23 protein-coding genes are annotated in these 23,390 nt (G+C 73.5%); 14 read left to right on the forward strand and 9 right to left on the reverse strand.

The window, feature by feature from the left end; genetic code table 11:
* Positions 1 to 61 precede the first annotated feature (61 nt).
* Positions 62 to 1,720, forward strand: coding sequence for an AMP-binding protein (locus ABTY04_RS25060; protein WP_352215626.1), 1,659 nt, complete (start codon positions 62 to 64; stop codon positions 1,718 to 1,720).
* Between the two features lie 22 nt (positions 1,721 to 1,742).
* Here ABTY04_RS25060 and ABTY04_RS25065 read toward each other — a convergent pair whose 3' ends face one another.
* Together ABTY04_RS25065 and ABTY04_RS25070 are read right to left on the reverse strand one after the other, a co-directional pair.
* Positions 1,743 to 2,069: a putative quinol monooxygenase gene (locus ABTY04_RS25065; protein ID WP_352215627.1), complete on the reverse strand. Its 327-nt coding sequence runs from the start codon at positions 2,067 to 2,069 to the stop codon at positions 1,743 to 1,745.
* 86 nt (positions 2,070 to 2,155) lie between these two features.
* Entirely contained in the window at positions 2,156 to 2,899 is a 744-nt protein-coding gene (locus ABTY04_RS25070; RefSeq protein ID WP_352215628.1) for an IclR family transcriptional regulator, read from the reverse strand.
* Positions 2,900 to 3,050: 151 nt separating this feature from the next.
* On the opposite strand from ABTY04_RS25070, the gene ABTY04_RS25075 reads away from it, so the two are divergent.
* The gene (locus ABTY04_RS25075; RefSeq protein WP_352215629.1) at positions 3,051 to 3,749 is read left to right on the forward strand and encodes a hemerythrin domain-containing protein; all 699 of its coding nucleotides are present in this window, start codon (positions 3,051 to 3,053) and stop codon (positions 3,747 to 3,749) included.
* Between the two features lie 7 nt (positions 3,750 to 3,756).
* Here ABTY04_RS25075 and cynR read toward each other — a convergent pair whose 3' ends face one another.
* Complete coding sequence (gene cynR, locus ABTY04_RS25080; RefSeq protein ID WP_352215630.1) at positions 3,757 to 4,644, reverse strand: transcriptional regulator CynR; 888 nt, start codon at positions 4,642 to 4,644, stop codon at positions 3,757 to 3,759.
* 123 nt (positions 4,645 to 4,767) lie between these two features.
* On the opposite strand from cynR, the gene ABTY04_RS25085 reads away from it, so the two are divergent.
* Together ABTY04_RS25085 and cynS are read left to right on the forward strand one after the other, a co-directional pair.
* Positions 4,768 to 5,364, forward strand: coding sequence for a carbonic anhydrase (locus tag ABTY04_RS25085; RefSeq protein WP_352215631.1), 597 nt, complete (start codon positions 4,768 to 4,770; stop codon positions 5,362 to 5,364).
* Between the two features lie 84 nt (positions 5,365 to 5,448).
* On the forward strand, positions 5,449 to 5,919 hold the full coding sequence (cynS, locus tag ABTY04_RS25090; protein ID WP_352215632.1) for a cyanase: 471 nt from the start codon (positions 5,449 to 5,451) through the stop codon (positions 5,917 to 5,919).
* Here cynS and ABTY04_RS25095 read toward each other — a convergent pair.
* Positions 5,916 to 6,866 carry an ArsR/SmtB family transcription factor gene (locus ABTY04_RS25095; RefSeq protein WP_352215662.1) on the reverse strand — a complete coding sequence of 317 codons (951 nt, stop codon included), beginning with the start codon at positions 6,864 to 6,866 and terminating at the stop codon, positions 5,916 to 5,918. The two genes, cynS and ABTY04_RS25095, sit on opposite strands and share 4 nt — an antisense overlap.
* Before the next feature lie 111 nt (positions 6,867 to 6,977).
* Between ABTY04_RS25095 and ABTY04_RS25100 the strand changes: the two genes are divergently transcribed.
* On the forward strand, positions 6,978 to 7,886 hold the full coding sequence (locus ABTY04_RS25100) for an aldo/keto reductase (protein ID WP_352215633.1): 909 nt from the start codon (positions 6,978 to 6,980) through the stop codon (positions 7,884 to 7,886).
* Between the two features lie 116 nt (positions 7,887 to 8,002).
* Here ABTY04_RS25100 and ABTY04_RS25105 read toward each other — a convergent pair whose 3' ends face one another.
* Positions 8,003 to 8,659, reverse strand: coding sequence for a hypothetical protein (locus tag ABTY04_RS25105; protein ID WP_352215634.1), 657 nt, complete (start codon positions 8,657 to 8,659; stop codon positions 8,003 to 8,005).
* A 133-nt stretch (positions 8,660 to 8,792) separates the two neighbouring features.
* On the opposite strand from ABTY04_RS25105, the gene ABTY04_RS25110 reads away from it, so the two are divergent.
* The 5 genes from ABTY04_RS25110 (at position 8,793) to ABTY04_RS25130 (ending at position 13,043) form a co-directional block, all read left to right on the forward strand.
* Complete coding sequence (locus ABTY04_RS25110; protein ID WP_352215635.1) at positions 8,793 to 9,470, forward strand: response regulator transcription factor; 678 nt, start codon at positions 8,793 to 8,795, stop codon at positions 9,468 to 9,470.
* Complete coding sequence (locus tag ABTY04_RS25115) at positions 9,463 to 10,902, forward strand: sensor histidine kinase (protein ID WP_502996713.1); 1,440 nt, start codon at positions 9,463 to 9,465, stop codon at positions 10,900 to 10,902. The genes ABTY04_RS25110 and ABTY04_RS25115 overlap by 8 nt, the downstream gene beginning before the upstream one ends.
* 215 nt (positions 10,903 to 11,117) lie before the next feature.
* Positions 11,118 to 11,345, forward strand: a complete 228-nt coding sequence (locus ABTY04_RS25120; RefSeq protein ID WP_352215636.1) for a hypothetical protein — start codon at positions 11,118 to 11,120, stop codon at positions 11,343 to 11,345.
* Positions 11,342 to 12,268, forward strand: a complete 927-nt coding sequence (locus tag ABTY04_RS25125; protein ID WP_352215637.1) for a sigma factor-like helix-turn-helix DNA-binding protein — start codon at positions 11,342 to 11,344, stop codon at positions 12,266 to 12,268. Before ABTY04_RS25120 ends, ABTY04_RS25125 begins: the two co-directional genes overlap by 4 nt.
* Complete coding sequence (locus ABTY04_RS25130; RefSeq protein WP_352215638.1) at positions 12,252 to 13,043, forward strand: hypothetical protein; 792 nt, start codon at positions 12,252 to 12,254, stop codon at positions 13,041 to 13,043. Before ABTY04_RS25125 ends, ABTY04_RS25130 begins: the two co-directional genes overlap by 17 nt.
* Here ABTY04_RS25130 and ABTY04_RS25135 read toward each other — a convergent pair.
* Entirely contained in the window at positions 13,036 to 13,527 is a 492-nt protein-coding gene (locus tag ABTY04_RS25135; protein WP_352215639.1) for a hypothetical protein, read from the reverse strand. The two genes, ABTY04_RS25130 and ABTY04_RS25135, sit on opposite strands and share 8 nt — an antisense overlap.
* 146 nt (positions 13,528 to 13,673) lie before the next feature.
* Here ABTY04_RS25135 and ABTY04_RS25140 point away from each other — a divergent pair, with 146 nt between their 5' ends.
* The 4 genes from ABTY04_RS25140 to ABTY04_RS25155 are packed head-to-tail and all read left to right on the forward strand — an operon-like array spanning position 13,674 to position 16,829.
* Positions 13,674 to 14,108, forward strand: a complete 435-nt coding sequence (locus tag ABTY04_RS25140) for a GntR family transcriptional regulator (protein ID WP_352215640.1) — start codon at positions 13,674 to 13,676, stop codon at positions 14,106 to 14,108.
* On the forward strand, positions 14,105 to 15,055 hold the full coding sequence (locus tag ABTY04_RS25145) for an ABC transporter ATP-binding protein (protein WP_352215641.1): 951 nt from the start codon (positions 14,105 to 14,107) through the stop codon (positions 15,053 to 15,055). Before ABTY04_RS25140 ends, ABTY04_RS25145 begins: the two co-directional genes overlap by 4 nt.
* On the forward strand, positions 15,052 to 15,999 hold the full coding sequence (locus tag ABTY04_RS25150; RefSeq protein WP_352215642.1) for an ABC-2 membrane transporter-related protein: 948 nt from the start codon (positions 15,052 to 15,054) through the stop codon (positions 15,997 to 15,999). Before ABTY04_RS25145 ends, ABTY04_RS25150 begins: the two co-directional genes overlap by 4 nt.
* Positions 16,000 to 16,055: 56 nt before the next feature.
* The gene (locus ABTY04_RS25155; protein WP_352215643.1) at positions 16,056 to 16,829 is read left to right on the forward strand and encodes a class I SAM-dependent methyltransferase; all 774 of its coding nucleotides are present in this window, start codon (positions 16,056 to 16,058) and stop codon (positions 16,827 to 16,829) included.
* A gap of 77 nt (positions 16,830 to 16,906) precedes the next feature.
* Here ABTY04_RS25155 and ABTY04_RS25160 read toward each other — a convergent pair whose 3' ends face one another.
* The 3 genes from ABTY04_RS25160 to ABTY04_RS25170 form a co-directional block, all read right to left on the reverse strand.
* Positions 16,907 to 18,181 carry a serine hydrolase domain-containing protein gene (locus tag ABTY04_RS25160; RefSeq protein ID WP_352215664.1) on the reverse strand — a complete coding sequence of 425 codons (1,275 nt, stop codon included), beginning with the start codon at positions 18,179 to 18,181 and terminating at the stop codon, positions 16,907 to 16,909.
* Between the two features lie 130 nt (positions 18,182 to 18,311).
* Positions 18,312 to 19,154: a C40 family peptidase gene (locus ABTY04_RS25165; RefSeq protein WP_352215644.1), complete on the reverse strand. Its 843-nt coding sequence runs from the start codon at positions 19,152 to 19,154 to the stop codon at positions 18,312 to 18,314.
* Positions 19,155 to 19,372: 218 nt separating this feature from the next.
* On the reverse strand, positions 19,373 to 23,338 hold the full coding sequence (locus tag ABTY04_RS25170; RefSeq protein WP_502996714.1) for an nSTAND1 domain-containing NTPase: 3,966 nt from the start codon (positions 23,336 to 23,338) through the stop codon (positions 19,373 to 19,375).
* Between the last annotated feature and the right edge of the window lie 52 nt (positions 23,339 to 23,390).

The following is a 23,390-nucleotide window of genomic DNA, read 5'->3' on the forward strand; positions in this document are numbered from 1 at the left end:
GGATCATGAGGGGGCGCCGGCCCGCCGGGCCCCGCCTCGCCACCGAGCCCAGGAGGTACGTGTGTCTGCCGCGTCGAGCACCGCGTCGTCGAGCACTGCGTCGTCGAGCTATGCGTCCGGGGCCTGCGAAGTGCCGCTGCTGGGCGACACGATCGGCGAGAACCTGGACCGCACCGTCCGCCGGTTCCCCGGCCGGGACGCCCTCGTCGACCTCGCCGCCGGGCGTCGGTGGACGTACGCGGAGCTCGCGGCCGACGTCGACGCCCTCGCGCTCGGCCTGCTGGACCTGGGCATCGCCAAGGGGGACCGGGTCGGCATCTGGGCCCCCAACCGCGCCGAGTGGACGCTGGTCCAGTTCGCCACCGCCAAGATCGGGGCGGTCCTGGTCACCGTCAACCCGGCCTACCGCTCACACGAGTTGGAGTACGTCCTGCGGCAGTCGGGGATCCGGCTGCTCGTTGCCGCGGAACGCTTCAAGACCTCCGACTACGCCGGGATGATCGAGGAAGTGGGGCCGCGCTGCCCGGAGCTGGAGTTCACGGTCCTGCTGGACCGGCCGGAGTGGACGTCCCTGCTGGAGCGGGGCCGCCGGGGCGACCCGGACGACCTCGTACGGGCTGGGGCCGGGCTGAGCGCGGACGACCCCGTGAACATCCAGTACACCTCGGGAACCACGGGCTTCCCCAAGGGGGCGACCCTGTCGCACCACAACATCCTCAACAACGGCTTCTTCGTCGGCGAGTTGTGCCACTACACCGAGCAGGACCGGGTCTGCATCCCCGTGCCGTTCTACCACTGCTTCGGCATGGTCATGGGAAACCTCGCGTGCACCAGCCACGGCGCGGCGATGGTCATCCCGGCGCCTTCGTTCGACCCGGAGGCCACCCTCGCCGCCGTCGAGGCGGAGGCGTGCACCTCCCTGTACGGGGTCCCCACGATGTTCATCGCCGAGCTGGCCGCGCCCGGCTTCGACACGTACGACCTGTCCAGCCTGCGCACCGGGATCATGGCGGGCTCGCCCTGCCCGGTCGAGGTGATGAAGGAGGTCATCGGCCGGATGGGCATGAGCGAGGTGTCCATCTGCTACGGGATGACGGAGACCTCGCCGGTGTCGACGCAGACCCGCGCCGACGACTCCGTCGAGCGCCGGGTGTCCACCGTGGGCCGCGTCGGACCGCACCTGGAGGTCAAGGTGGTCGACCCGCAGTCCGGGCGGACCCTGCCGCGCGGCGAGCCGGGGGAGCTCTGCACCCGCGGCTACTCGGTGATGCTCGGCTACTGGGGCGAGCCCGAGCGGACCGCCGAGGTGGTCGACGCCGCGCGCTGGATGCACACCGGAGACCTGGCGGTCATGGACGAGGACGGCTACCTGAGCATCACCGGCCGCATCAAGGACATGGTGATCCGGGGCGGGGAGAACGTGTACCCGCGCGAGATCGAGGAGTTCCTGCACGCCCATCCGGACGTCCTGGACGTCCAGGTCATCGGCGTTCCCGACCCCAAGTACGGGGAGGAGCTGATGGCGTGGGTGCGGATGCGCGAGGGAGCGCAGCCGCTGACCGCGGCCGCCGTCCGCGCGTACTGCGACGGACGGCTCGCCCATTTCAAGATCCCGCGGTACGTACACGTGGTGGACGAGTTCCCGATGACCGTGACCGGGAAGATCCGCAAGGTCGAGATGCGCGAGGCGGCGGCCCGGCTGCTGGAGACCTCCTCCTAGCGGCCGGGCCGGGCCGGCCGGTTCAGTTACGGGGAGACAGCTCGGCCATGGCGCTCCAGCCCTGGCCGGGCACCTCGACGTGGATGATCTCCGGAGTGCTGGCGATGGCACCGGCGAGGGTCTCCATACCGGCCTTGAAGTGGTCGGACGCGACGTGCGCGGCGCCCGCTTCGGCGTCGGTGAAACCTTCCAGGAGCGTGTACTTGTTGGGGTCGTCGACGCTGCGCGTCCAGTCGTAGAAGAGGTTGCCCGGCTCGTTGCGGGTGGCCCGGGTGAAGTCGTCGACGATCGTGAGCCAGTTGTCGCTGTGCTCCGGACGGATGTCGAACCTGACGGCGATGAAGATCATGCAGACCAGCCTGGCAGGCGGTCACGCGCCGCGCATCCCCATCGCACCGTATTTCCGGCAGAGCCGGAAAACCGGCGTGCCGGGCGTCAGGCCCAGTCCGCCGCGGCCTGCGCGAGCGCGGTACGGACCTCCTGCGGGCGCCGCCGGAACTCCTCGGTCGGCAGCGACACCGACAGGGCGTGCACCGCGTCGCCCTCGTGGTCGCGGCCGCGCGGCAGGGCCACGGCCAGGCAGGTGTACGAGGGATCGGCCTCCCCGACGGACACGGCGAAACCCTGCCCCCGGACCCGGGCCAGCTCCGCCTCCAGCAGCTCGGCACTGGTGATGGTGGCCCCGGTCAGGCGGGCCATCCCGTGCTCGGCCAGGTACCGCCGGCGCAGTGGGCGCGGCAGTTCGGCGAGCAGCGCCTTGCCGTGCGCGGTGGCGTGCGCCCGGGTCTCCCGCCCGGGGGTGAAGGGGTTCGCCGCGTCCGTGACCGGGGCGGTGGTGTCGACCACGGTGATCAGCCCGCCCCGGTACGCGGTGTAGTACGCCTCGGCGCCGGTGGTCCGGCGCAGCCGGGTCAGCAGATCGGCCATGCGCGGTGCGGGCTCCAGATGCCGCAGGAGGCTCCGGTGCAGCCCGGGGATCCGCGGTCCCAGCACGTACCCCTGCGCGGTGCGGATCAGGTACCCGCGTTCGGTGAGCGGGGCGAGGAGGTGGTAGGCGGTGGACAGCGAACACTCCATCCGGCGTGCCAGCGCCTTGGCGCCGACCGGCCCTGCCGCATCGGCGACGGCGTCGAGGATCGCCAGCGCGCGGTCGACGGACTGCGGACCGGTGGGCGGCATGGCGGGTTCCCCCGAGGTGGTGACGGAAACGGACCCCCGAGCCTACGCCGCCGCCGACGGTGGCTGCGAAGACGGCGACGGAGGCCGCTGCGAAGACGGCGTTCATCGAACGTTGACCCGACGCAGAGCGGGGGCGCGCACAGTCGTCCGTATGGACAGCGAACACCACACCCCCGCGCCGCCGTACGACGGTGCGGCTGCCGCGGACCTCACCGGCATCCGGCTCGCCCACCGCGCGATCCTGGCCGACATCGAGCGCCTCGCCCGGCTGCTCGCGGCCCTCGCCGGGGCGGCGGAACCGGCCGGGCGCGCGCGGGCGGAGGCGGTCGCCGGGTACGTGCACCGCTACAACGCCGTCGTACGCGGCCACCACCGCGGCGAGGACGAGATCCTGTGGCCGGTGATCCTGGACGCCGTGCCCGACGCGGCCGGTGCGGTGCCCGCCATCGTCCGCTTCGTCGAGGACCACGAGGCGCTCGACGCGCTCCAAGCCGACTGCGACGCGGCCGCGGACCGCTTCGCCGCCGAACCCGGCCGCCACGCCGGCCGGTTGGCCGGGCTCCTCGCCGACCAGCGGGATCTGCTGGCCGAGCACATCGAAGCCGAGGAGAAGCACCTCTTCCCCCTCATCGCCGGCCAGGTGCCCGGCGCCGCCTACGCCGCCGCGGAGGCGCGCATCCGCAAAGCCGGCCGGTCCGCGGACCCGGCGTGGGCGAGCGCCTGGCTGCTGAGCCACGCCACCGAGGGCGAGCGCCGCCGGCTGCTGCCCGGCGGCGCTGCGGACCCGGCGGCCCTGGACCCGCTGCTGCGGGCGTACGCCGCCGAGGCGGCGGCGGTGTTCGCAGGCTGACCGGGTTTCAGGCACCCGCCCACTGCCGGGCGAGGGCGGCGAAGGCGCGGGAGGCGGCGCTCTCGTACGCGCTCTCGCGGCGCAGCAGGACCACGGTCCGCGCGGGGAGGGCGGGGGCGAGGGGGACGGGGTGCAGGCCGGTGTGGCCGTGGGTGAGGGCATCGGGGAGCACCGTGGCGAGCCCGGTGCGCCGGACGATCTCGGTGAGGGCGCTGATGGAGTCCGCCTCCACCGCGATCGGCGGCTCGACCCGGTACTGATGCAAGTACGCGTCGATGTGCGCCCGGGTCGCGAAGCCGCTGCCGAGCAACGCGAGGGGGAGCGGGGCGAGTTCGGACACCGGCAGGGGCTCGGTACGGCCCGAGTGCGGATGGGCGGGTCCGACCACCAGGCCGAGGGTCTCGGTGAACAGGCCGGTGGCGGCGATGCCGGGCAGGTGGGAGCCGTGGAAGGCGATCCCCAGGTCGACGTCGTCGGCCAGCAGCGCCGACTCCAGCCCGCCCTGCGTCATCTCCTTGACGTTCAGGCGGATTCCGGGGTGCCGGGCATGGATTTCCGCGGCGAGCGGGCCCAGCAGATACGCGGTGAAGGTCGGCGTCATGGCGAGGCGCAGGCTGCCGCGCGAGAGGTCGGCCACGTCCACGACGGCCCGTTCGGCCGCCGCCAGGTCCTGGAGTGCGCGGCGCGCGTACGGGACGAAGGCCGTGCCCGCGTCGGTCAGGCGCACGGCGCGCCCCGTGCGGTCCAGCAGCTGCGCGTCCACGGTCCGCTCCAGCTGCCTGATCTGCTGGGAGAGCGTGGGCTGCGAGATGTGCAGCTCCTCGGCGGCGCGGGTGAAACTGCCGTGTTCGGCCACGGCCAGCAGATAGCGGAGATGGCGCAGTTCCAGGGGCATGGCATCACTATAGATCGCAGCAATAGCGATCATGTTCATTGCGTCTTGGACACTATAGGTGCAGGTCATGCAGGGTGGTTCTCGTCAGCCCGACCAGGGCGGGCCCCACCGAAGGGAGTGACCGTGCAAGACCTCGCCGAGGGCGTCGCGTACTTTCAGCAGGACGTCTTCCCGGCCAAGGCGGAGCTGTTCGCCCGGCTGGCGACCACCCACCGGCCGCACACGCTGTTCATCGGCTGCTCCGATGCCCGCGTCGTCCCAGAGCTGATCACCCAGCAGGAGCCGGGCGAGCTGTTCGTCATCCGGACCGCCGGCAACCTCGTTCCGGCCCACCCGCTGGGAGTCGACGGCGCCGACGGCGTCGCGGCCGGCATCGAGTACGCGCTCGCCGTCCTCGGCGTCCGCGACATCGTGGTGTGCGGGCACTCCGCCTGCGGCGCCATGACCGCACTCGCCGCCGGCCAGGACCTCGCGGACCTGCCCGCAGTCGCCCGGTGGCTGCGCCACGCGGCCCCCGCCGGGGCGCCGCAGGACGAGGTCGGCGTCCTGATCCGCAACAACGTCGCCGTGCAGCTCGCGCACCTCGCCACGCACCCCGCGGTGGCCCGCGCCCTGGCCGCCGGCGCCGTCACCCTGCACGGCTGGGTCTACGACATCCCCACCGGCACGGTCGAACGGATCGATCCCGCCACCGGCCGGCCCACCGCCCGCGCGGCCTGACCCGGCCCGGCCTCCGTCCCGCACCGGCCCCGCACCACCCACCGCATCCCACCCCAAAATCCCACCCCGAAAAAGGAGCCCCTCGTGATCCACGCGCAGTTCGACCCCTCCGCCCGTCAGGCCCTGGCCGTCGCCGCAGTCGACGCCAAGACCCGCAAGGACCTCACCTGGCAGCAGATCGCCGACACGGCCGGCCTGTCGGTCGCCTTCGTCACCGCCGCCGTGCTGGGCCAGCACCCCCTGCCGGCCGCCTCCGCCGAGGCCGTCGCCGAGCTGCTGGGCCTCGACGCCGACGCCGCGCTGCTCCTCCAGACGATCCCGACCCGGGGCTCGATCCCCGGCGGCATCCCGGCCGACCCGACCATCTACCGCTTCCACGAGATGCTCCAGGTCTACGGCACCACCCTGAAGGCCCTGGTCCACGAGCAGTGCGGTGACGGCATCATCAGCGCGATCAACTTCAAGCTGGACGTCCGGAAGGTCGCGGACCCCGAGGGCGGGGAGCGCGCCGTCATCACCCTCGACGGCAAGTACCTCCCCACCAGGCCGTTCTAGGAGCAGGCGCCGAGGAGGGCCTCGGCGACGGCGGTGCGCGCGTACAGCACCGAGCGGCCCGCCCGGTGGGCGCTGACCAGGCCCGCGTCGCGCAGTGCGGTCAGGTTCTGCGACACCCCGGCCGCCGAGAGCCCCGTACGCCGCGCCAGCTCGGTGGTGGAGGCCGGCGCCTCCAGCTCCGACAGCAGCAGCGTCCGCGACCGGCCGAGCACGGCGGCGACGGCCTGCGCCTTCGCGGTCGGCGGCCGGGACGCCCACAGCGTCCCGACTCCCCGCGCCGGATAGGCGAGCTGCGGCGGATCGGGCGGCGTCATCCGGGTCAGCAGGCCCGGCCCGAGGAAGGCCGAGGGAACCAGCAGCAACCCCGTCCCCGCCGCCTCCCGGGACAGCGGCCGGGTCCGGCGCAGCAGCCGCAGCGCATTGTCGTCCCAGCTCACCGCGGTGTGCAGCTCGTTGATGACGTGCCCGGCGCCCTGCTCGGCGGCCTGCCGGGCCCGGTGGAAGACATCGGCGTCCAGCACGGACCGGATCCGCGCCCAGTACGGGGCGAGCGCGAGTTTCCAGTACGCCTCGATCTCCTCCGCCAGGCGCGGCAGCCGGGCCTGCGGATCCGTGTGGAGGCTCCGTGCACGAGGGCCGAGCGCACCCTGGTGGTAGCGCAGGTGGTCGAGATTGCGGCGGACCGTGCCGGCGGGAGCGGCCACGACCCCGGCCAGCTCCGCCGCCAGGACCGGAGCCGGTCCGGCAGGCGCGGGATTGAGGAAGTGGGGCACGTATCCCGACGGCGGGACCAGCTCGGCGAGCCAGCCCCGGTCCAGCCCGGCGGCCGCCAGCCGCGGCCGTACCTGCTCCGCCCAGGGCCGGTACACCGGGGACGCGGCGTCGTCGTTCAGCAGCCTCCGGAAGCTGGTCACCACCTCCCACAGCGGCGAGACGGCCCACCGCATCTGCGCCAGATCGCCGGCCGAGAACGCCAACTCCGCCAGGAGGACCACCCCTTGGATTCACACATGCCCGAATCAATGGCCCCGACCCTACCGGGCGTAGATCATTCCGGCATGACCCCTCAGATGATCAACGCGGCCGCATCGGGCACCTGGAAGCTCGGCGACCTCGAAGTGAACCGCCTCGGCTTCGGCGCGATGCGCCTGACCCAGGACGGCCCGGCGTTCGCCGCCGGCGCCGCCCCCGCCGACCGCGGCCGGGCGATCGGCGTACTGCGCCGCGCCGTCGAGCTCGGCGTGAACCACATCGACACGGCCGCTTTCTACTTCTCCCCGCTGCGCTCCGCCAACGAGCTGATCAACACGGCTCTGGCCCCCTACCCAGACGACCTCGTCATCACCACCAAGGTCGGTCCGGGCCGCTCCCCGGCGGGGGAGTTCCTGCCCCACGCCACCCCCGCGCAACTGCGGGGCCAGGTCGAGGAGAACCTGCGCCAGCTCGGCCGCGACCACCTCGACGTGGTGAACCTGCGCATCGTAGGGACCGATTCGCTAGCCGAACGCTTCGGCGCCCTGGCCGACCTGCGCCAAGCGGGACTCATCCGCCACCTCGGCCTCTCCAACGTGCGCCCCGAGCACCTCGCCGAGGCGCAGGCCATCGCGCCGGTGGTCTGCGTCCAGAACCAGTACGGGCTCGGCGCGCTGCCCGAGCAGGAGGCCTTCCTGCGCAGCTGCGGCGAGCAGGGCGTGGCGTTCGTGCCGTTCTACGCGATCGCGGGTGCGGGACGCCAGGACGGCGCGAGCGGCGCCGAACGCGCGGAGGTGCTCTCCGTGGCCCGCGCCCACGGGGTGGGCCCCGCCGAGATCAAGCTGGCCTGGACCCTGCACCGCGGACCGCACGTACTGGCCATCCCGGGCACGGGCAACCCGGACCACCTCGCCGCCAATGTGGCCGCAGGCTCCCTGCGGCTCTCCGCGGAGGAACTCGCGCTCCTGGACGGCCTCGGCCCCGACGGGGCGTGAGCGCACGCCGCCGGACGGACACGTGTACCGGATCGCCGGTTGCCGTGCGGCCGCCCAGGGGAGGCGGCCCGCTGCCGGCCCCGCCTGGGGCGGCGGCGGGCCGGCCGGGTGCGCCGTCAGCGGCGGGCCAGCGGTCCCTTCCCGGCAACGGTGTTGCCGGTGACCGTGCCGTCGGCGCCGGCCAGGGTCACCGCGTGGCGGACGCCGTCGGGCCCGAGGACCACGGCCAGCCATGCGCTGCCACCGCCCTGCTGGGCCACGACCCGCAGCGATTCGAGCTTGCCGCCGTCCACGGCGGCCGTCGCCTTCTCCAGGGCCTGGGCCGCCGGCAGCGCGGGCAGCGGTGCCGGGGCGGCCTTGCGGGCCACGTCCGCCCGGCCTCCCGGACCCCGGCCTCCCGGACCGAAGCCCCCCGGTCCCCGGCCGGGGAGGCCGCGGTCGCCATCGACGGCCTCGGGCTCGCCGCCCTTGTGGAACTTCCGGCCCGTCAGGCCCTCCGGCAGCTTCTCCCCGCGGCCGTGTCCGGGCCGATCGGCGGCGAAGCCGGGCCGCACGTGCTCCCGGTGGCCGTGCTCGGCCGCCACCGCCACCGCCGCCGCCCCGCCGATCGCGACGACCAGCCCGAGGGCCACCCATCGCGTACGTCCCTCACGGACCAGCCGGACCAGCCGGACCACCCGGCCGCGGCGTCCCGCCGCCTTGCCGGTCGCGTCGGCCGTGGCCTCGCCCGGGGCCGCGGACGGCTCGGGGGGCTGGGGACTGGACTGAGTCATCTGGCTGCTCCTCGCGTTCTGCGGGCACTCTGCCCGCCTCGGCAGATCCTGCCCGGCCGATGCTGAAGCCTTGCTGAAGCCGGCTGAAGACCTCTTCAGCAAGCCGCCGACGCGACCTGAGAACCTTGTCCCCATGCGTGTACTGGTGGTCGAGGACGAACGGCGGCTCGCCGCTGCCCTGCAGCGGGGCCTGCAGGCCGAGGGCTTCTCCGTGGACGTCGCCCACGACGGCGCGCACGGCCTGTGGCTGGCCTGCGAGCACGACTACGACGCCATCGTGCTCGACATCATGCTGCCCGGACTCAACGGCTACCGGGTCTGCGCCCGGCTGCGCGCGAGCGGCTGCGAGTCGGGGATCTTGATGCTCACCGCCAAGGACGGGGAGTACGACGAGGCGGAGGCCCTCGACACCGGCGCGGACGACTTCCTCTCCAAGCCCTTCTCCTACGTGGTCCTGGTCGCCCGGCTGCGCGCCCTCATCCGGCGCACCGGCCGCCGCAGCCCCCAGATCATGGAGTTCGGCGACCTGGTGATCGACCCGGCCCGGCAGCGGTGCACGCGCGCCGGGACCGAGGCCCGCCTGACCTCGCGCGAGTTCGCCGTCCTCGTGTACCTGGCCCGGCGCGCCGGGGAGGTCGTACCCAAGCGGGAGATACTGGAACACGTCTGGGATGCCGCCTACGACGGCGATCTCAACGTGGTCGAGGTCCATGTCAGCGCCCTGCGCCGGAAGATCGACGCGCCCTTCGGCCGGGCCGCGGTGGAGACTGTCCGCGGTGCGGGCTACCGGCTGGCGGCCGACGGTGGCTGAACCGGAGACCGGGGCCGCCCGTCGGCCCGCCGTCCGTGCTCCCCTGCGCGCCCTCGGCCGGATCCGCGACACCTCGCGGCGCCTGCGCCCCCGCTCCGTCCGTGCCCGGGCCACGCTCGGCGCCTCCACCGTGGTGGCCCTGGCGCTCGGCGCCGCCTCCTTCGCGCTGCTCGGGATGCTGGACGGCGACCTGATGCGCACCGCCCAGGCCGACGCCGAACGGCAGGCCCTCTCCACCGCCGGGCTGGTGGCCGCGGGCCGGCTCGACACCGTACTGACCCCCGGGCGCGGCACCGACTTCCTCCAGGTCGTCGACGCCGAGGGCCGCGTCCTGGCGGCCAGCCCCAACCTCGTCGGCCGCCCCGCCCTCTCCCCGGCCCGTCCGGGCAAACCGGGCACGGTCCGCGGCACCTGGAAGGACGGCCCGGTGCGCGGCGACCGCCGCCATCGCGTCGTCCAGGTCACCACCGTCACCGGGGAGGGGCTGGTCACCGTCTACGCGGGGACATCCCTGCGGCAGGCCGACACCGCCGACGACGTCATCACGGGCGCGCTCGCCGTCGCGGTGCCGCTGCTCGTGCTCACCGTGGCCCTGGTCACCTGGCGGGTGACCGGCTGGGCGCTGCGCCCCGTCGAGGCGATCCGCGCCGAGGTCGCCGAGATCGGCGACGGCGACCTGCACCGCCGGGTGCCGGTGCCGCGCAGCCAGGACGAGATCGCCCGGCTCGCCGTCACCATGAACACCACCCTGGACCGGCTGGAAGCCGCCGGAATCCGCCAGCGCCGGTTCATCGCCGATGCCTCGCACGAGCTCCGCAGCCCGATCACGGTGCTCCGCACCCAGCTTGAGGTCGCCCAGGCCCACCCCGATCCGGCGCTGTGGGGCGAGCTGGTCAGCGGGGCGCTGGAGGACACCGTACGACTCCAGGACCTCGCCGCCGACCTGCTCCTGCTGGCCCGCCTGGACACCGGGGAACCGCCGCCGGACGCCGCGGTCGACCTCGCCGACGTCGCCCGCGACGCGGCCCGGTCACGCAGGCGGGACCGGATCCCCGTCGACATGGAGATCGCACCCGAGGCCGTCGTGCGCGGCAGCACGCTGTGGCTCACCCGGCTCGTCACCAATCTGCTGGACAACGCCCAGCGCCACGCCGACCGGCGGGTCCGGCTCGTTCTGCGCGTCGACGGGACCCGGCGCGCCGCCGTACTGGAGGTCCGCGACGACGGGCCGGGCATCCCGGCCGCGGACCGCGAGCGCATCTTCGAGCGGTTCACCCGCCTCGACGACGCCCGCAGCCGCGACGAGGGGGGCACGGGCCTGGGCCTGGCCATAGCCCGCGACATCGCCACCCGCCTGGGCGGCACCCTCACGGTCGAGGACGCCCCGGCCGGCGCCCTGCTGGTGGCCCGGCTGCCCCTGGACCCCGCCTGAACCGGGGAGCCGGCCCGAGGGGCCGATGTTCGGTCAACTCACCTGGAACGGGGCGGACATGAAGTTCTGATTGTTCCCCGTTCTGCTTTTTTCGCGCCTGTCCAACTCTGTTCACTCCATGCTTGCTTCGGCTCTTGAAGGGGGGAGGCGGCAACGCCAGGAGCCGGATTCCGGACAGACATCAACCAGGGCGCAAGCAGTCAGAGGACTTCGCGATGAAGAACAACCGGATGATCGTCACCGTTGTGGCGCTCGTAGCGATCTTCGCATTCAGTGTGGTGATGGTGGTGGCGGGACAGCCCGTCGCGGCCATCACCGCGCTGATACCGTCGGCCGCGCTGGGCGTGCAGCAGATCGTGCAGGCGAGCGTCGGGGTGTCCGAGAGCCGCCGCGAGCGGGCCGCCGCGCCGGTGTCCGACCGGGACGAGGAGCCGCGCGGATGAACCTCCACTCGGCACCCCAGGAACTGCCCCGGGACCGGCGCGGCAGGCCGGGCCGCCAGCTGGGCCCCATCGCCGAGGGCACCGGACCGGCGCACCGCGCCTGGCTGGAGCCGTTACGCGACGCCGTCCACGGCAGGGGGGTGACGCTGGGCGAACTCCAGGCCCGTACCGGTCGGCCCAAAGGGCACATCTCCGAGCTGCTGCGGGCCGTCGGACGCTATCCCCGCTGGGTCTTCGTCCGTACGGTGCTCCTCGCGCTGGACCGGCCCGGCCTGCCGTACGACGCGATGCGGCTGCGCTGGGTGCTCGCGGCCCGGGACGCCGGCAAGCGCACCTCGTGGATCAAGGACTGCCTCCACGAAGGCGGCTCCCGCCGCCGCGCCGCATCAGCCTCGGTCCCCCTGGACTACCTGGCCTTCCGGCAGATGCACCGCCCGCACTACGCCTGCTACGCCTCGGTGTTCCTGCGCCGGCCCCGCCTCGTCGAGAAGGCGGTCGACGACGTCTTCACGCTCCTGCTGATGCTGTGGCACGACGCGCTCGCCAGCGAGAACCCCGAGCGGTTCGCGTGGCCGCTGCTGCGCCAGACCGTGCTCGAACGCGCCCCGAAGGAGAACGGCCGCCCCTCGCTCGTCGAGGCCGCCTTCGACACGGTGGCCCTGGACCTCGCCCCGGACCCGATGAGCCAGGTCGAGGAGTCCATGGCCCTGTTCCGGGCCGTCGGGGAGCTCGCACCCCTGCAGAGGGACGTCGTCGTCCTGCTGTACCTGTGCGGGCTGGAGGACGCCCGCGTGGCACGCGAACTGGGCGTCTCCCTCGCCTCCGTACGGTCCACCGCACGGCACGCCAAGCGCAACCTGCACGCCGCCCTGTACCCGGACAGCACCATCGAGGAGGGACGCTGCGATGACCTCGGCCATTGACCAGCTGCTGGCCCGCGCCCGAATCCACCACACCTTGCGAGCGCCCGCCGACGTCGCCGACATCGCGGACACCGGCGGCGCACCGCACCGCCGGGCGGGGGCAGGGGCACCCGACCCGGCGACGGGCGAACCGCAGAAGGACATGCGCGGAGCCGCGCACGACCTCCAGGCCCTGTGCGAGACGGCCGTCGCGGGCACCGCCGTCGCCGCGCTGGGCGAGTTCCTGACGCACAAGCTGCCCCAGCCCTCCGGCGCGCGGGTCCTGGGCTGCATCCTGCTGCTCACCGGGGCCGAGGACTCGGCCCGCTTCTGGTGGCAGTACGCCGCCGGCGCCGGAGACCCGGTCGCGTCGTACTGCCTGTACCTCCACCACCTCGCCCTGGGGGAGAACCACGAAGCCGTCTGGTGGCGGCGTCAGACGGCGCCGCAACGGGACGCGGCGGACGCACCGGACGGTGCGGACTCGGCCACGGTGGTCTTCGACGGCGCGGCGCGGGACCTCGCCGCCGATGCGAGCCTGCCCACCACGCTGCGCGTCCTGCGGGCGCTGCGGCCCGGCGGACGCGGGCCGCAGCGCGGCTCCACCACCGTCGACGCCGTCATGGAGTACGTCTCGGCTGCCGTCAGCTACGTCGACGACGACCTCGAACTGCCGCTGCCCGACTCGGACTTCAGCGACCGGATCCGGGCCCTGACGGCTGCCGCCACCCGGCCGGCGAGGCGGCCGGGCCACCGCGCCGGGCCGCGCCTGCCGGCCCGGCTCCGGGTTACTTGATCAGGTAGGAGCAGCCCTTCGCGTTCTTACCGCCCTCGTTGTCGGCGACCTTCTTGCCGTCGACCTTGATGGTGCACGCGGCCTGCTGGAGCGAGCCGTCGGCGGCCTTGACCGAGCCGGGGACGACGCTCACCAGGTAGCCCACCTTCTGCTCCGCGGCGGTGAGTTCGACCGTCTCCGTCTTCGCCCACGGCAGCGTCTGCGGCTCGAAACCGCTGCTGTCGACGTGGTACATGACCGGCGTCTGACCCTGGCCCTCGACCTCCAGGGTCACCTCGTGGGTCGCCCCGCCCTTCGCCCCGCCCTTCGCGGTGGCCGTGGGCGTGGCGGCGGCCGACGGGCTCTGCGCGGCCGACGGCTTGCCGCCGTCGGCGCTCGGCGCGGCCTTCGCCTTCCCGTCGGCCTTCCCGCTGTCGCTTCCGCACCCCGTCAGCAGCGCCGCCGCCGCGACGAGCAGGGCCACTCCGGTAACCGTCCTGCGCATGTTCCCCGTTCCTTGCCTCCCGTGCTCCGGCTGACGGGACGTCGACATCCGGCCATCTCATCACACCCATGCGGAGGTCGGTGATTTGACGGACCGTAATCCCTCGCTGCACCATTCCACTAAGGAATTAGTGGAACGAGGCAGGCATGATCGAGTTTCAGGTGGACCGGCACAGCGGTGTCGCCACGTATCTGCAGCTCGTCAACCAGGTCAAACAGGCGCTCAGGCTGGGCGTACTGGAACCGGGGGACCGGCTGCCGACCGCCAGGGCCGTGGTGGAGGCCACCGCGATCAACCCCAACACCGTGCTGAAGGCCTACCGCGAACTGGAGCGCGAGGGACTCGTCGAACCCCGCCCGGGACAGGGCACGTTCGTCACCCGCTCGCTCTCCCGCCCCGAGGCCGCAGCCGATTCGCCGCTGCGCGCCGACCTCGTCGCCTGGGTGACGAGGGCGCACCGCGCGGGGCTGGGCCGCGAGGACGTCCTGGCGCTCGTCGAGGCGGCGCTGGCCGAGGCGGCGACGCGGACGGGGCCCGCGCAGGCCGGCACGGAACGAACGCAACGAGAGGACACCACGTGAACGACCCGACCGCCGAACCGGCGATCCGGGCTTCAGCGGCAGGGCGGCAGTTCCGGGGGAACTGGGCCCTGCACGACTGCGAGTTCGACCTTCCGCCGGGCCGGATCGCCGCGCTCGTCGGCCCCAACGGAGCCGGCAAGAGCACGCTGTTCCACCTCCTGACCGGTCTGCTGCGGCCCTCCTGCGGGGAGATCCGGGTCTTCGGTGCCGCCCCCGGCAGCCGGGCCGCGCGCACCCGGACGGCCTTCGTCAGCCAGGACAAGCCGCTCTACCCGCAGTTCACCGTCGCGGACATGCTGGCCGTGGGCCGCCGGCTCAGCCCCCACCACTGGGACCAGGCGAAGGCCGAGCGCATCGTGGGGGACGGCGAGATCCCCCTCAGCGCCCGGATCGGCACCCTCTCCGGAGGCAAACGCACCCGTGTCGCGCTGGCCCTGGCCTTCGGCAAACAGGCCGACCTGCTCCTCCTGGACGAGCCGCTCGCCGACCTCGACCCGCTGGTCCGCCACGAGGTGACGGGCCTGCTCATGGCCGAGGCCGCCGACTGCGGGATCACCGTCGTGATCTCCTCGCACGTCCTGCCCGAGCTGGAGAACGTCTGCGACCACGTCCTGCTCCTGCAGGGCGGACGGATCCGGCTCGCCGGCGACACCCAGGACCTGCGGGAGGCGTACACCCGGCTCACCGGCCGCGCCGACCCCGACACCCCGGACGGCCTGCCGCGCGGCGCCGACCGCGGCGCCGTCGTCCACGCCACCACCACGGGCCGCCAGCTGACCGCGCTCGTCCGCAACGCGCCCGGCTCCTCCCGCCCGGCGGGCGCCGACGAGCGCTGGATCACCAGGGCGCCCTCCCTCGAAGAGCTCCTGCTCGCCCACCTGCGCTCCGGACCCCGCAGCGCCCCGACCGCCACCACGGCCGGCCACGAAACGGAGGCCGCGGCATGAATGGCACCCTGTGGCTGGCCTGGCGCCAGCAGCGCCCGCTCATCCTGAGCGCAGCCCTGCTCGTCACCGTCTGCACGATCTGGGTCGCCCTGCGGCGGGCGGACCTGATCGAAGCCATCAGCGGCTACGACCTCTCGGAGTGCAAGGGCTGGAACGGCACCTGCCCGCCCGAGGCCTACGCGGCCATGTCCGACGGCAACGCGGGGATCCGGACCCTGGGCGCCCTCGGCCTGGTCCTTCCGGCGGCCATCGGCATGTTCTGGGGAGCCCCGCTCATCGGCCGCGAGCTGGAGAGCGGCACGATCAAGGTCGTCCTCACACAGAACACCGGCGTCCGCAGCTGGTTCGCCGCCCGGTTCGGCCTCGCCGCGCTCTGCGCCGTCGCCGTCTCCACCGCCGTCGCCGGCCTCATCGCCTGGTGGTGGGCACCGATCTCCAACATGAACGACGGCGTGTACTGGCACGACCCGTACATCCTCAACGCGTCCGGCCCCTCGGCCGTCGCCGGCGCCCTGTTCGCCCTGGCCGCGGGCACCGCGCTCGGTCTGCTGGTGCGCCGTACCCTTCCCGCGATGGGCGTGACCCTCGCCGTGGTCCTCGGTACGGCCGCCGTACTGACCTTCTTCCGCCGGGACTTCGTCACCCCCGTCGACCGGATCACCCCCGGGATGACGCCCAAGCGGCTCATCGGCAGCGCCTGGTCCGCGGGATACCGCTACCTCACCCCCGACGGGGGCCAGCACCCGCTGGAGAACTGCCTGTTCTCGGGCGACGAGCTGCGCCGCTGCATGGACGAGCACGGGTTCGTGGGCCGGGTCCACAAGGTCTACCCCAGCTCCGACTTCTGGACCTTCCAGGGGATCGACACCACGGTCTATCTCCTGCTCACCCTGGTCCTCGTCACCCTGACGGCCTGCCTGCTGCGCAGCCGCCGCCTCGGCTGAGCCGAAGCCGCCCGGCAGCCCTGCCCCTTCCACCGCTCCTTCCGGAGGAACCCCCCATGGCAACCAAGAAGAACCTCGTCGCCAACCGCACCAGCCTCACCCACAAGGTCCGCTACGCGGCGCGCAACCCCGCCCGCATCGGGCCGTACGTCCGCCGGGCCGCCCGCGACAGCTGGCTGCGGCTCAAGCACCCCGACCACGTCGGCTACTACCGGGCGGTCATGGCCTCCGACACCGCCCGCAACCCCGAGGCCGCCGTCGGCAGCCAGACCCACGACCGATGGCTGGCCCTTGGCAAGATGCAGTTCGACTACCTCGTGGAGCACGGCCTCGCCCCGCACCACACGATGCTGGACATCGGCTGCGGCAACCTGCGCGCCGGCTGGCGGTTCATCGAGCACCTCGACGCCGGCCACTACTACGGCATGGACATCTCGCCGGACATCCTCATATCGGCGAAGCAGACGCTGACCCGCCAGGGGCTCCAGGGCAAGCTGCCGCACCTCACCCTCTCCCAGGACCTCACCCTGGACTTCCTCCCTGACGCGTACTTCGACGTCGTGCACGCCCACAGCGTGTTCTCCCACTCGCCGATCGAGATCATCGAGGAGTGCTTCGCCCACGTCGGCCGCGTCCTGGCCCCGGGCGGTTTCTTCGACTTCACCTTCGACCGCACCGAGGGAACGGAGCACCAGGTCCTGCGGGAGGACTTCTACTACCGCACCGCGACCCTCGTCGACCTGGCGGCCCGCCACGGCCTGACGGCACGGTTCATGGACGACTGGGAGCGGTTCGGCCACGGCCAGTCCAAGATCCGGATCACCGCCTGACCGCTCTGCGTCCCCCCTCGGGCCCCTCGGCCGTCCGGACGGACGGCAGCCCCCGCGACTGCCGTCCGCCGCAGGCGTCAGCGCGAGCCGTGCTCCGGGAGGTCCTTCTCGGCCGGGGCCGCGGTCAGGGCCGGAACCAGGGCGAAGCTGCGCTTGGCGGTGGGGGCCACCGGCCCCTTCTTCCCGCAGAACGCGCCTTCGAGCGTGCCGCCCAGGGCCGTGTTCGCGGCGCCCTTGTTGGAGGTGTTCGCCACTGCGGCAAGGCTGCGCTTTCCGTCGCGGGTCGCGAAGGCGTACGTGTAGAAGCCCTGCACCGTGCCCGTGTGCCCGTACACCGACGTGCCGCACGACAGGTCGTAGCGGCGCAGGCCCAGACCGTAGAAACGGGTGTTCGTGGTGTCGGTCGGGGTCACGTTGAGCATGGCGCCCAGCATGGCGGGTGCCAGCAGCTTGCCGCCGAGCAGCGCGGACACGAAGGTGTTCAGATCGGCCGTGTTCGAGATCATCGCACCGGCGGACTGCGCCCAGGAGACCGTCTGCTCGGTGGAGTCGACCAGCGGCGCCCCGGCCTCGTCCGGAGTGAGGTAGCCGTGGAGGTGCGCACCCTTGATCTGCGTGGAGGGGTGCACGTACGAGGTGTTCTTGAGCTTCAAGGGCTTGATGATGCGGCGCTCGTACTCCGTGGCCACGCCGTGCCCGGTGGCCTTCTCGATGAGCATGCCGACGACCACGAAGTTGGTGTTGGAGTAGTTGTACGAGACGCCCGGCTCGGTCGTGCGCGGCTCGCGCAGCGAGAGGGCGACCAGCTCCTGGTAGGTGAAGACCTTGTTCCGGACGGCCTCGAAGCCGGGCACGGTCTTGTCGAACATGGCGTTCGTGTAGTCCGCCAACCCGCTGCGGTGGGTGAGCAGGTGACGCACCGTGATCCGGCTGTCGGGCAGCAGGCCGGGCAGGTACTGGTTGACCGGGGCGTCCAGGCTCAGCTTCCCCTCGCTCACCAGCTGGAGCAGGACGACGCTGGAGAACGTCTTGGTGACGCTACCGATCCGGAAGCGGCCGTTCAGGTCCATGGCCGCGCCCGTGGTCCGGTCCTGCACGCCCACCGCACTGGTCAGCGGCGCGCCGGAACCGGTGATGCGGACCATGGCGCCGGGCGCCCCGGCCGCGGTGGTGTTCTTCAACGCCTGCGTCACGGCATCGAGATCGGGCACCGGCGCGGGTGCGGGCGCGGCGGGCTGCGCCGACGGGCCGGCGAAGGGGCTCGGGGCTGCGTGGGCGGCGGTCGCCGGCACCACACCGGCCACCGCTGCGAGCAGGGCGGCGCTGAGAGTCAGGCGTCGGTCGAGAGGCAGGCGCACGTTGTTCCTCAACTACGGAGTGACAAGAAGGGTTTCGCGGTCGCGGACTCGCCGCCACAGGCGATCAAGTCCGCGGCCTGCGATCGTACGTGCTTGGTAGGACGGGGTCCGATCCCGTACCGCCTCAGAAGGCGCAGGAGGGGACGTTTTCCAGCCACGCGGGGCCCTGGATGTAGATGTTGGTGACCCATGCCCGGTAGTCGGGCAGGTAGGACCACGCGTCGTTCGTGTAGCCGTCGGAGGTGACCACCTCCGCGTGCTTCTGGCACTGGACCCGGATCGTCGTCGGCCCCGGGAAGGCGTAGACGCGCGCGGCCGCGGTGGAGGGCCGGTCCTTGGTCCAGACACCGTTGCCCCAGGTCCGGAACACGTGCCCGGTGACCGGACCGGGGTCGATGCGCACCGCCCCGTGGTAACCGCTGTCCAGCCGGACGTCGCTGACCATCAGTTTCGTTCCGGACTGACGGGCCTCCGCCATCTTGCCCGCACCCAGGTAGATCGCGATGTGGTGCAGGTCCTGAGAGGTGCCCCACACCAGCAGGTCGCCCGGGAGCAGCGGGGCCAGGCCCTGTGCCGCGGTGAAGCGTTCGGCCGCGTGGTGCGTGTAGTACTGGGCACTGGCGACCCCGTTCAGGATGTCCTCGCCCGCGGCCTGCGCATAGGCATGGCGCACCAGCCCCGAGCAGTCGAAGCCGAGCCGTTCGGGATCGTGCTCGCTGGCCGGATCCGTAGGGTCCACCTGCCCATGGGTGGGGCCGGGCTGCGGACCGTGGCCGCCGCCCCACGTGTACCAGACGTCGGCAGAAACCTGTGCGCAGGCGGCGCCGACGGCCCGCTCGGCCGTTGCGGACGCCCCCGGGGCCAGGACCCGGCACGAGCCGTCGGCGGCCGACGCGGAAGCGGGGGCCCACAGTAGGCAGGCCAGGAGCGCGATGAGTGTGCCGATGAGACCGGACCGGCGAAGCATGCGGGATCCTCGTTTCTCGTTGCCGTGGGAAGGCGGCGCGGGAAGCCGCCGCGGGCGGGCGCGCTGAGAGGGCACGCGCGGAAGCACCCTGCGCGGAAGGGCCGTTGGCCCGTGCCGCACACGGAACGAGCCTGGGCGCCCCGGCCGCCCCGCGTCGAGGTCCCGGCGTCACCCCACCCGGAAGGGCAACGGGAAACCCCCGGGAAACCCCCGCCCCGTCAGGGCTTTCGTGCACACCGCGCGGCGGACGCCCGCGCGTCCGGCGTGCCGTCGTCGCCTGCGCGCAGCCGGCAGATCTCCGCCAGCCGGGCCTCGGGGTCCGGGTTCCACAGCCGTACCGTGCCGTCGTTGCTGCTGCTGGCCACCGTCCGCCCGTCGGGGGAGAAGGCGACGCCCCACACCGCACTGGTGTGGCCCGTCAGCGCGGCCCGCAACCGCCGCCCCGCCACGTCCCACAGCCGCACCGTACGGTCATTGCCGCTGCTGGCCAGGGTCCGCCCGTCGGGGGAGAAGGCGACGGCGCGCGCGGAGCCCGTGTGGCCCGCCAGCACGGCCCCGGGCGTGAACCGCCGGGCGTCCCACAGGCGTACGGTGCCGTCGTTGCCGCTGCTCGCCAGCGTCCGCCCGTCCGGGCTGAACGCGACGGCCCGTACCGCTCCCGCGTGTCCGGTGAGCGTGGCCAGGGGCCGCCGCCCGGGCACGTCCCACAGACGTACCGTCAGATCGTCCCCGGCGCTCGCGAGGGTGCGGCCGTCCGGACCGAACACCACGTCGTTCGCGAAGTCCGTGTGACCGGTGAGTGTGACCAGGGCCGTACGGGAGGCCACGTCCCACAGCCGTACCGTCCGGTCGGAACCGGCCGAGGCCACCGTCCGCCCGTCCGGGGAGAAGGCCACGGCGAACACGGTCCCGGTGTGACCGGCGAGCGTGCCCAGGGCCGTACGCGAGGCCACGTCCCACAGCCGGACCGTCCCGTCGGAGCCCGCCGACGCCAGCATCCCCCCGTCGGGGGAGAAGGCCACCGAGAACACCGTCTCGGTGTGCCCCTCGAACGCCGCCACCACCCGCCGCGCCGCCACGTCCCACAGCCGCACCGTGTGATCGGCGTCGGCGGTGGCCAGCAGCTTCCCGTCCGGGCTGTACGCGGCGTGCCAGATCTCCGTGAACGGGCGCGGGGCCAGGACCGGACCGCGCAGGTCCCAGAGAACCACCGACTGGTCGAAGGCTGCGGTGGCCAGCATCGTGCCGCCGGAGTCCACCGCGACCGCGAGCACGTAGTCGGTGTGTCCGGACAGCGTCGAGGCCAGTCTGCCGCTGCGCACGTCCCACAGCCGGGTGGTGCCGTCGCCGCTCGCGCTGACGACCGTGGTGCCGTCCGGGGTGTAGGCGACCGCGTTGACGTCGTCGTTATGGCCCGTCAGCGTCGCCGTCGCACGGCGTTCGGCCAGGTCCCACAGCCGTACGGTCCGGTCGGCGCCCCCGGAGGCCACCGTCCGCCCGTCCGGCGCGAACGCCACCCCCAGCACCTCGCCGGTGTGCCCCGCCAGGACGGCGAGCTGGCGTGCCCCCGCCGGATCCCACAGCCGTACGGTCTGGTCGGTGCCCGCCGACGCCAGCGTCCTGCCGTCCGGCGCGTACGCCAGGGCGTCGACCCTCCCGGTGTGGCCGGCCAGCACCGCCACGGCGGCCCCGCCGCCCGCGGGATCCCACAGCCGCACGGTCCCGTCGGCGCCCGCGACGGCGAGCGTGTGCCCGTCGGGCGCAAAGGCCACGGCCCGGGCATCGGCCGTCTGCGCGGGGAGCACCGCGACGCCGTGCCCGTCGGTGTCCCACAGCCGCACCGGACCGTCCGTGGACGTCGCCGCGAGGATCCGGCCGTCGGGGCCGAAGGCGACCGCGCGCACCCGGCCCGGCATGGTCAGCGTCACCGTCGTCCGATGGTCCGCGACCCGGCGCAGCAGCACCTTCCCGTCGGAACCGGCGGTCGCCAGCAGCCGGTTCCCCGGGGCGAAGGCCACCGCGTTGACCGGGCCGCTGTGCCCGCCGAGGCGGGCGAGGAACGGCTGGGACTGCGTGCTCAGCAGCGCGCCCCGCGCCTCGGGCGTCGCCCCGGTGCGGTACGCCTCCTCGGCGAGCCTCATCGAGGCCTCGGGCCGGCCCGCGGCGAGGGAGGTGGACTGCACGGCGAGGGCCTGCGAACGGGCGATGCGCTCCTGGCCGAGCGCCTCCGCCCGCTGCCGGTACGCCAGCCCCCCGGCGGTCAGGGCCAGGGCCAGCAGGACGGCGAGCATGGCCAGCATCCGCTGCCGGAGCCGGACCTGACGCCTGGCCTGCGCCTGCCTGGCGTCCTCCGCGGCCCGGCCCGCACGGAGGAAGGCCGCCTCCGAGGGGCTGAGCCGGCTCCTGCCGTCGAGTTCGCCGGCCCAGGCGCGGGCGGTCTCCAGCCGGGTCCCGCGGTACAGGACGGAGGGATCACGGCCCTCGCGCTCCCACTCCTCGGCTGCGTGGGCCAGTTGCCGGTGGACCAGCAGCCCGTCCCGGTCGGCGTGGATCCATCCGCGCAGCCGCGGCCAGGCGTGCAGCAGGGCCTCGTGGGCGATTTCGACGGTGTCGCTGTCCATCGTGATCAGCCGGGCCCGGACGAACGCGTCGAGGGCCGCCGCGGCCCGGTCCGCAGCGGCCGGCTGCTGCATCAGCGCGGTCCGGCTCATGCGCCGCCGCGTCGCCCCCGTGCCGTCGGCGACATGGACCAGCGCCATCAGGATGCGCCGGATCGTCCGCTGCTCGGCCGGGTACAGGCGGGCGAACACGCTCTCGGCGGTATGCGCGACCGCACCCTGGATGCCGCCCGTGTCCTCGTACCCCGCGACGGTCAGGGTGCTCCCCTCGCGCCGCTGCCAGGTGGCCATCAGCGCGTGGGAAACCAGCGGCAGGGCGCCGGACGGCGTGTCCCCGGACCCGGACCCGGACCCGGCCTCCGGGGCGGCCGCTCCCGGCTCCTCGCGCAGACCCGCGTCCCGCAGCAGCAGGGGGACCAGACCCGGTTCGAGCGTGAGCCCGGCGAGCTCCGCCGGGCGCGTGATCGACTCGCGCAGCTCCGCCACGGACATCGCGGGCAGGACGAAGAGCCCGTCGGTGAAGACCGGGGCCAGCCCGGGAAGGTCCAGGCAGCCCGCCGTGAAGTCGGCCCGGACGCCGAGGACCACGACCGCCGGGTCGTGTGCCGCGCCCCCCGGAGCCGCCGTGGCCAGGGCGCACAGCACGCGGACGAAGCCGCGCCGTTCGTCCTCGTCGGTGCAGAGGGTGAAAAGTTCCTCGAACTGGTCGACGAGCAATACCGGCCGGACCGTGGGGGCCTGGCGCTCCCCGACTCCGGCAGGGGTGTCGTCCGCCCGGCCGTGGACGGCTTCGAGCAGACGTTCCGGCCGGTCCTGCAACTCCCGTGCGGTGATGCCGAGATCGCCGCCCAGCGCCTTCGCGGTGCAGTCCAGCAGCTCCTGGAGCGGATGCGCGGTCGGCGTGAACCGGACGACCGGCCACCCGTCGGCGCCCGCCATCGGGAAGCCGCCGGCCCGCCGCAGGGCCGGTACGAGACCCGCGCTGAGCAGCGACGACTTGCCGGCGCCGGACCGGCCGACGAGCATCAGCGGGCCGCTGCCGATCCGTTCGAAGACCCGCTCGACCAGAGCGGCGGTGACCCTTTCCCGGCCGAAGAACCAGCCCGCGTCCCGCGGGGTGAAGGCGGCGAGGCCGCGGTAGGGGCACTCGCCCGCTGCCTGCGGCCTCGCCGGTTCCGGGCCGGTACCGGTACCGGCAGCGGAACCGGCCGGGCCGCCGGAGCCGGACCCGGATCCGGATCCGGTCCGGGCCCGGGGGACTTCGGGCTCCGGGGCCAGTCGTAAGAGGGCGCCCCCGGCCTCCAGTACCTGGTCGCAGCGCAGCGCCACGTCGAAGGTGACGCGCTTGGCGCCGGTCTCGATCTTGCTCAGGTAGCCCTTGCTGTAGTGCGTCCGGCGGGCCAGATCGGCCAGCGACAGGCCGCGCTGCACCCGCAGGAGCCTCAGCCGGGCGGGGAAGGACGCGCCGGAGCCGTCGTCGGCCCCGGTGGCTTCCGCGGCTTCGGGTGGATCCTGCTGGTGATCGGTGTTCCGTCCGCGGTCCGGGTTCCCCACGGCATCCCCCATGGCACAGCGCGCCCAGGTTGTGAGATGGAAGGTGCCAGGCTACCGCGGGGGT

The organism is Streptomyces sp. NPDC097981, assembly GCF_040302565.1.
Taxonomy (GTDB): Bacteria; Actinomycetota; Actinomycetes; order Streptomycetales; family Streptomycetaceae; genus Streptomyces.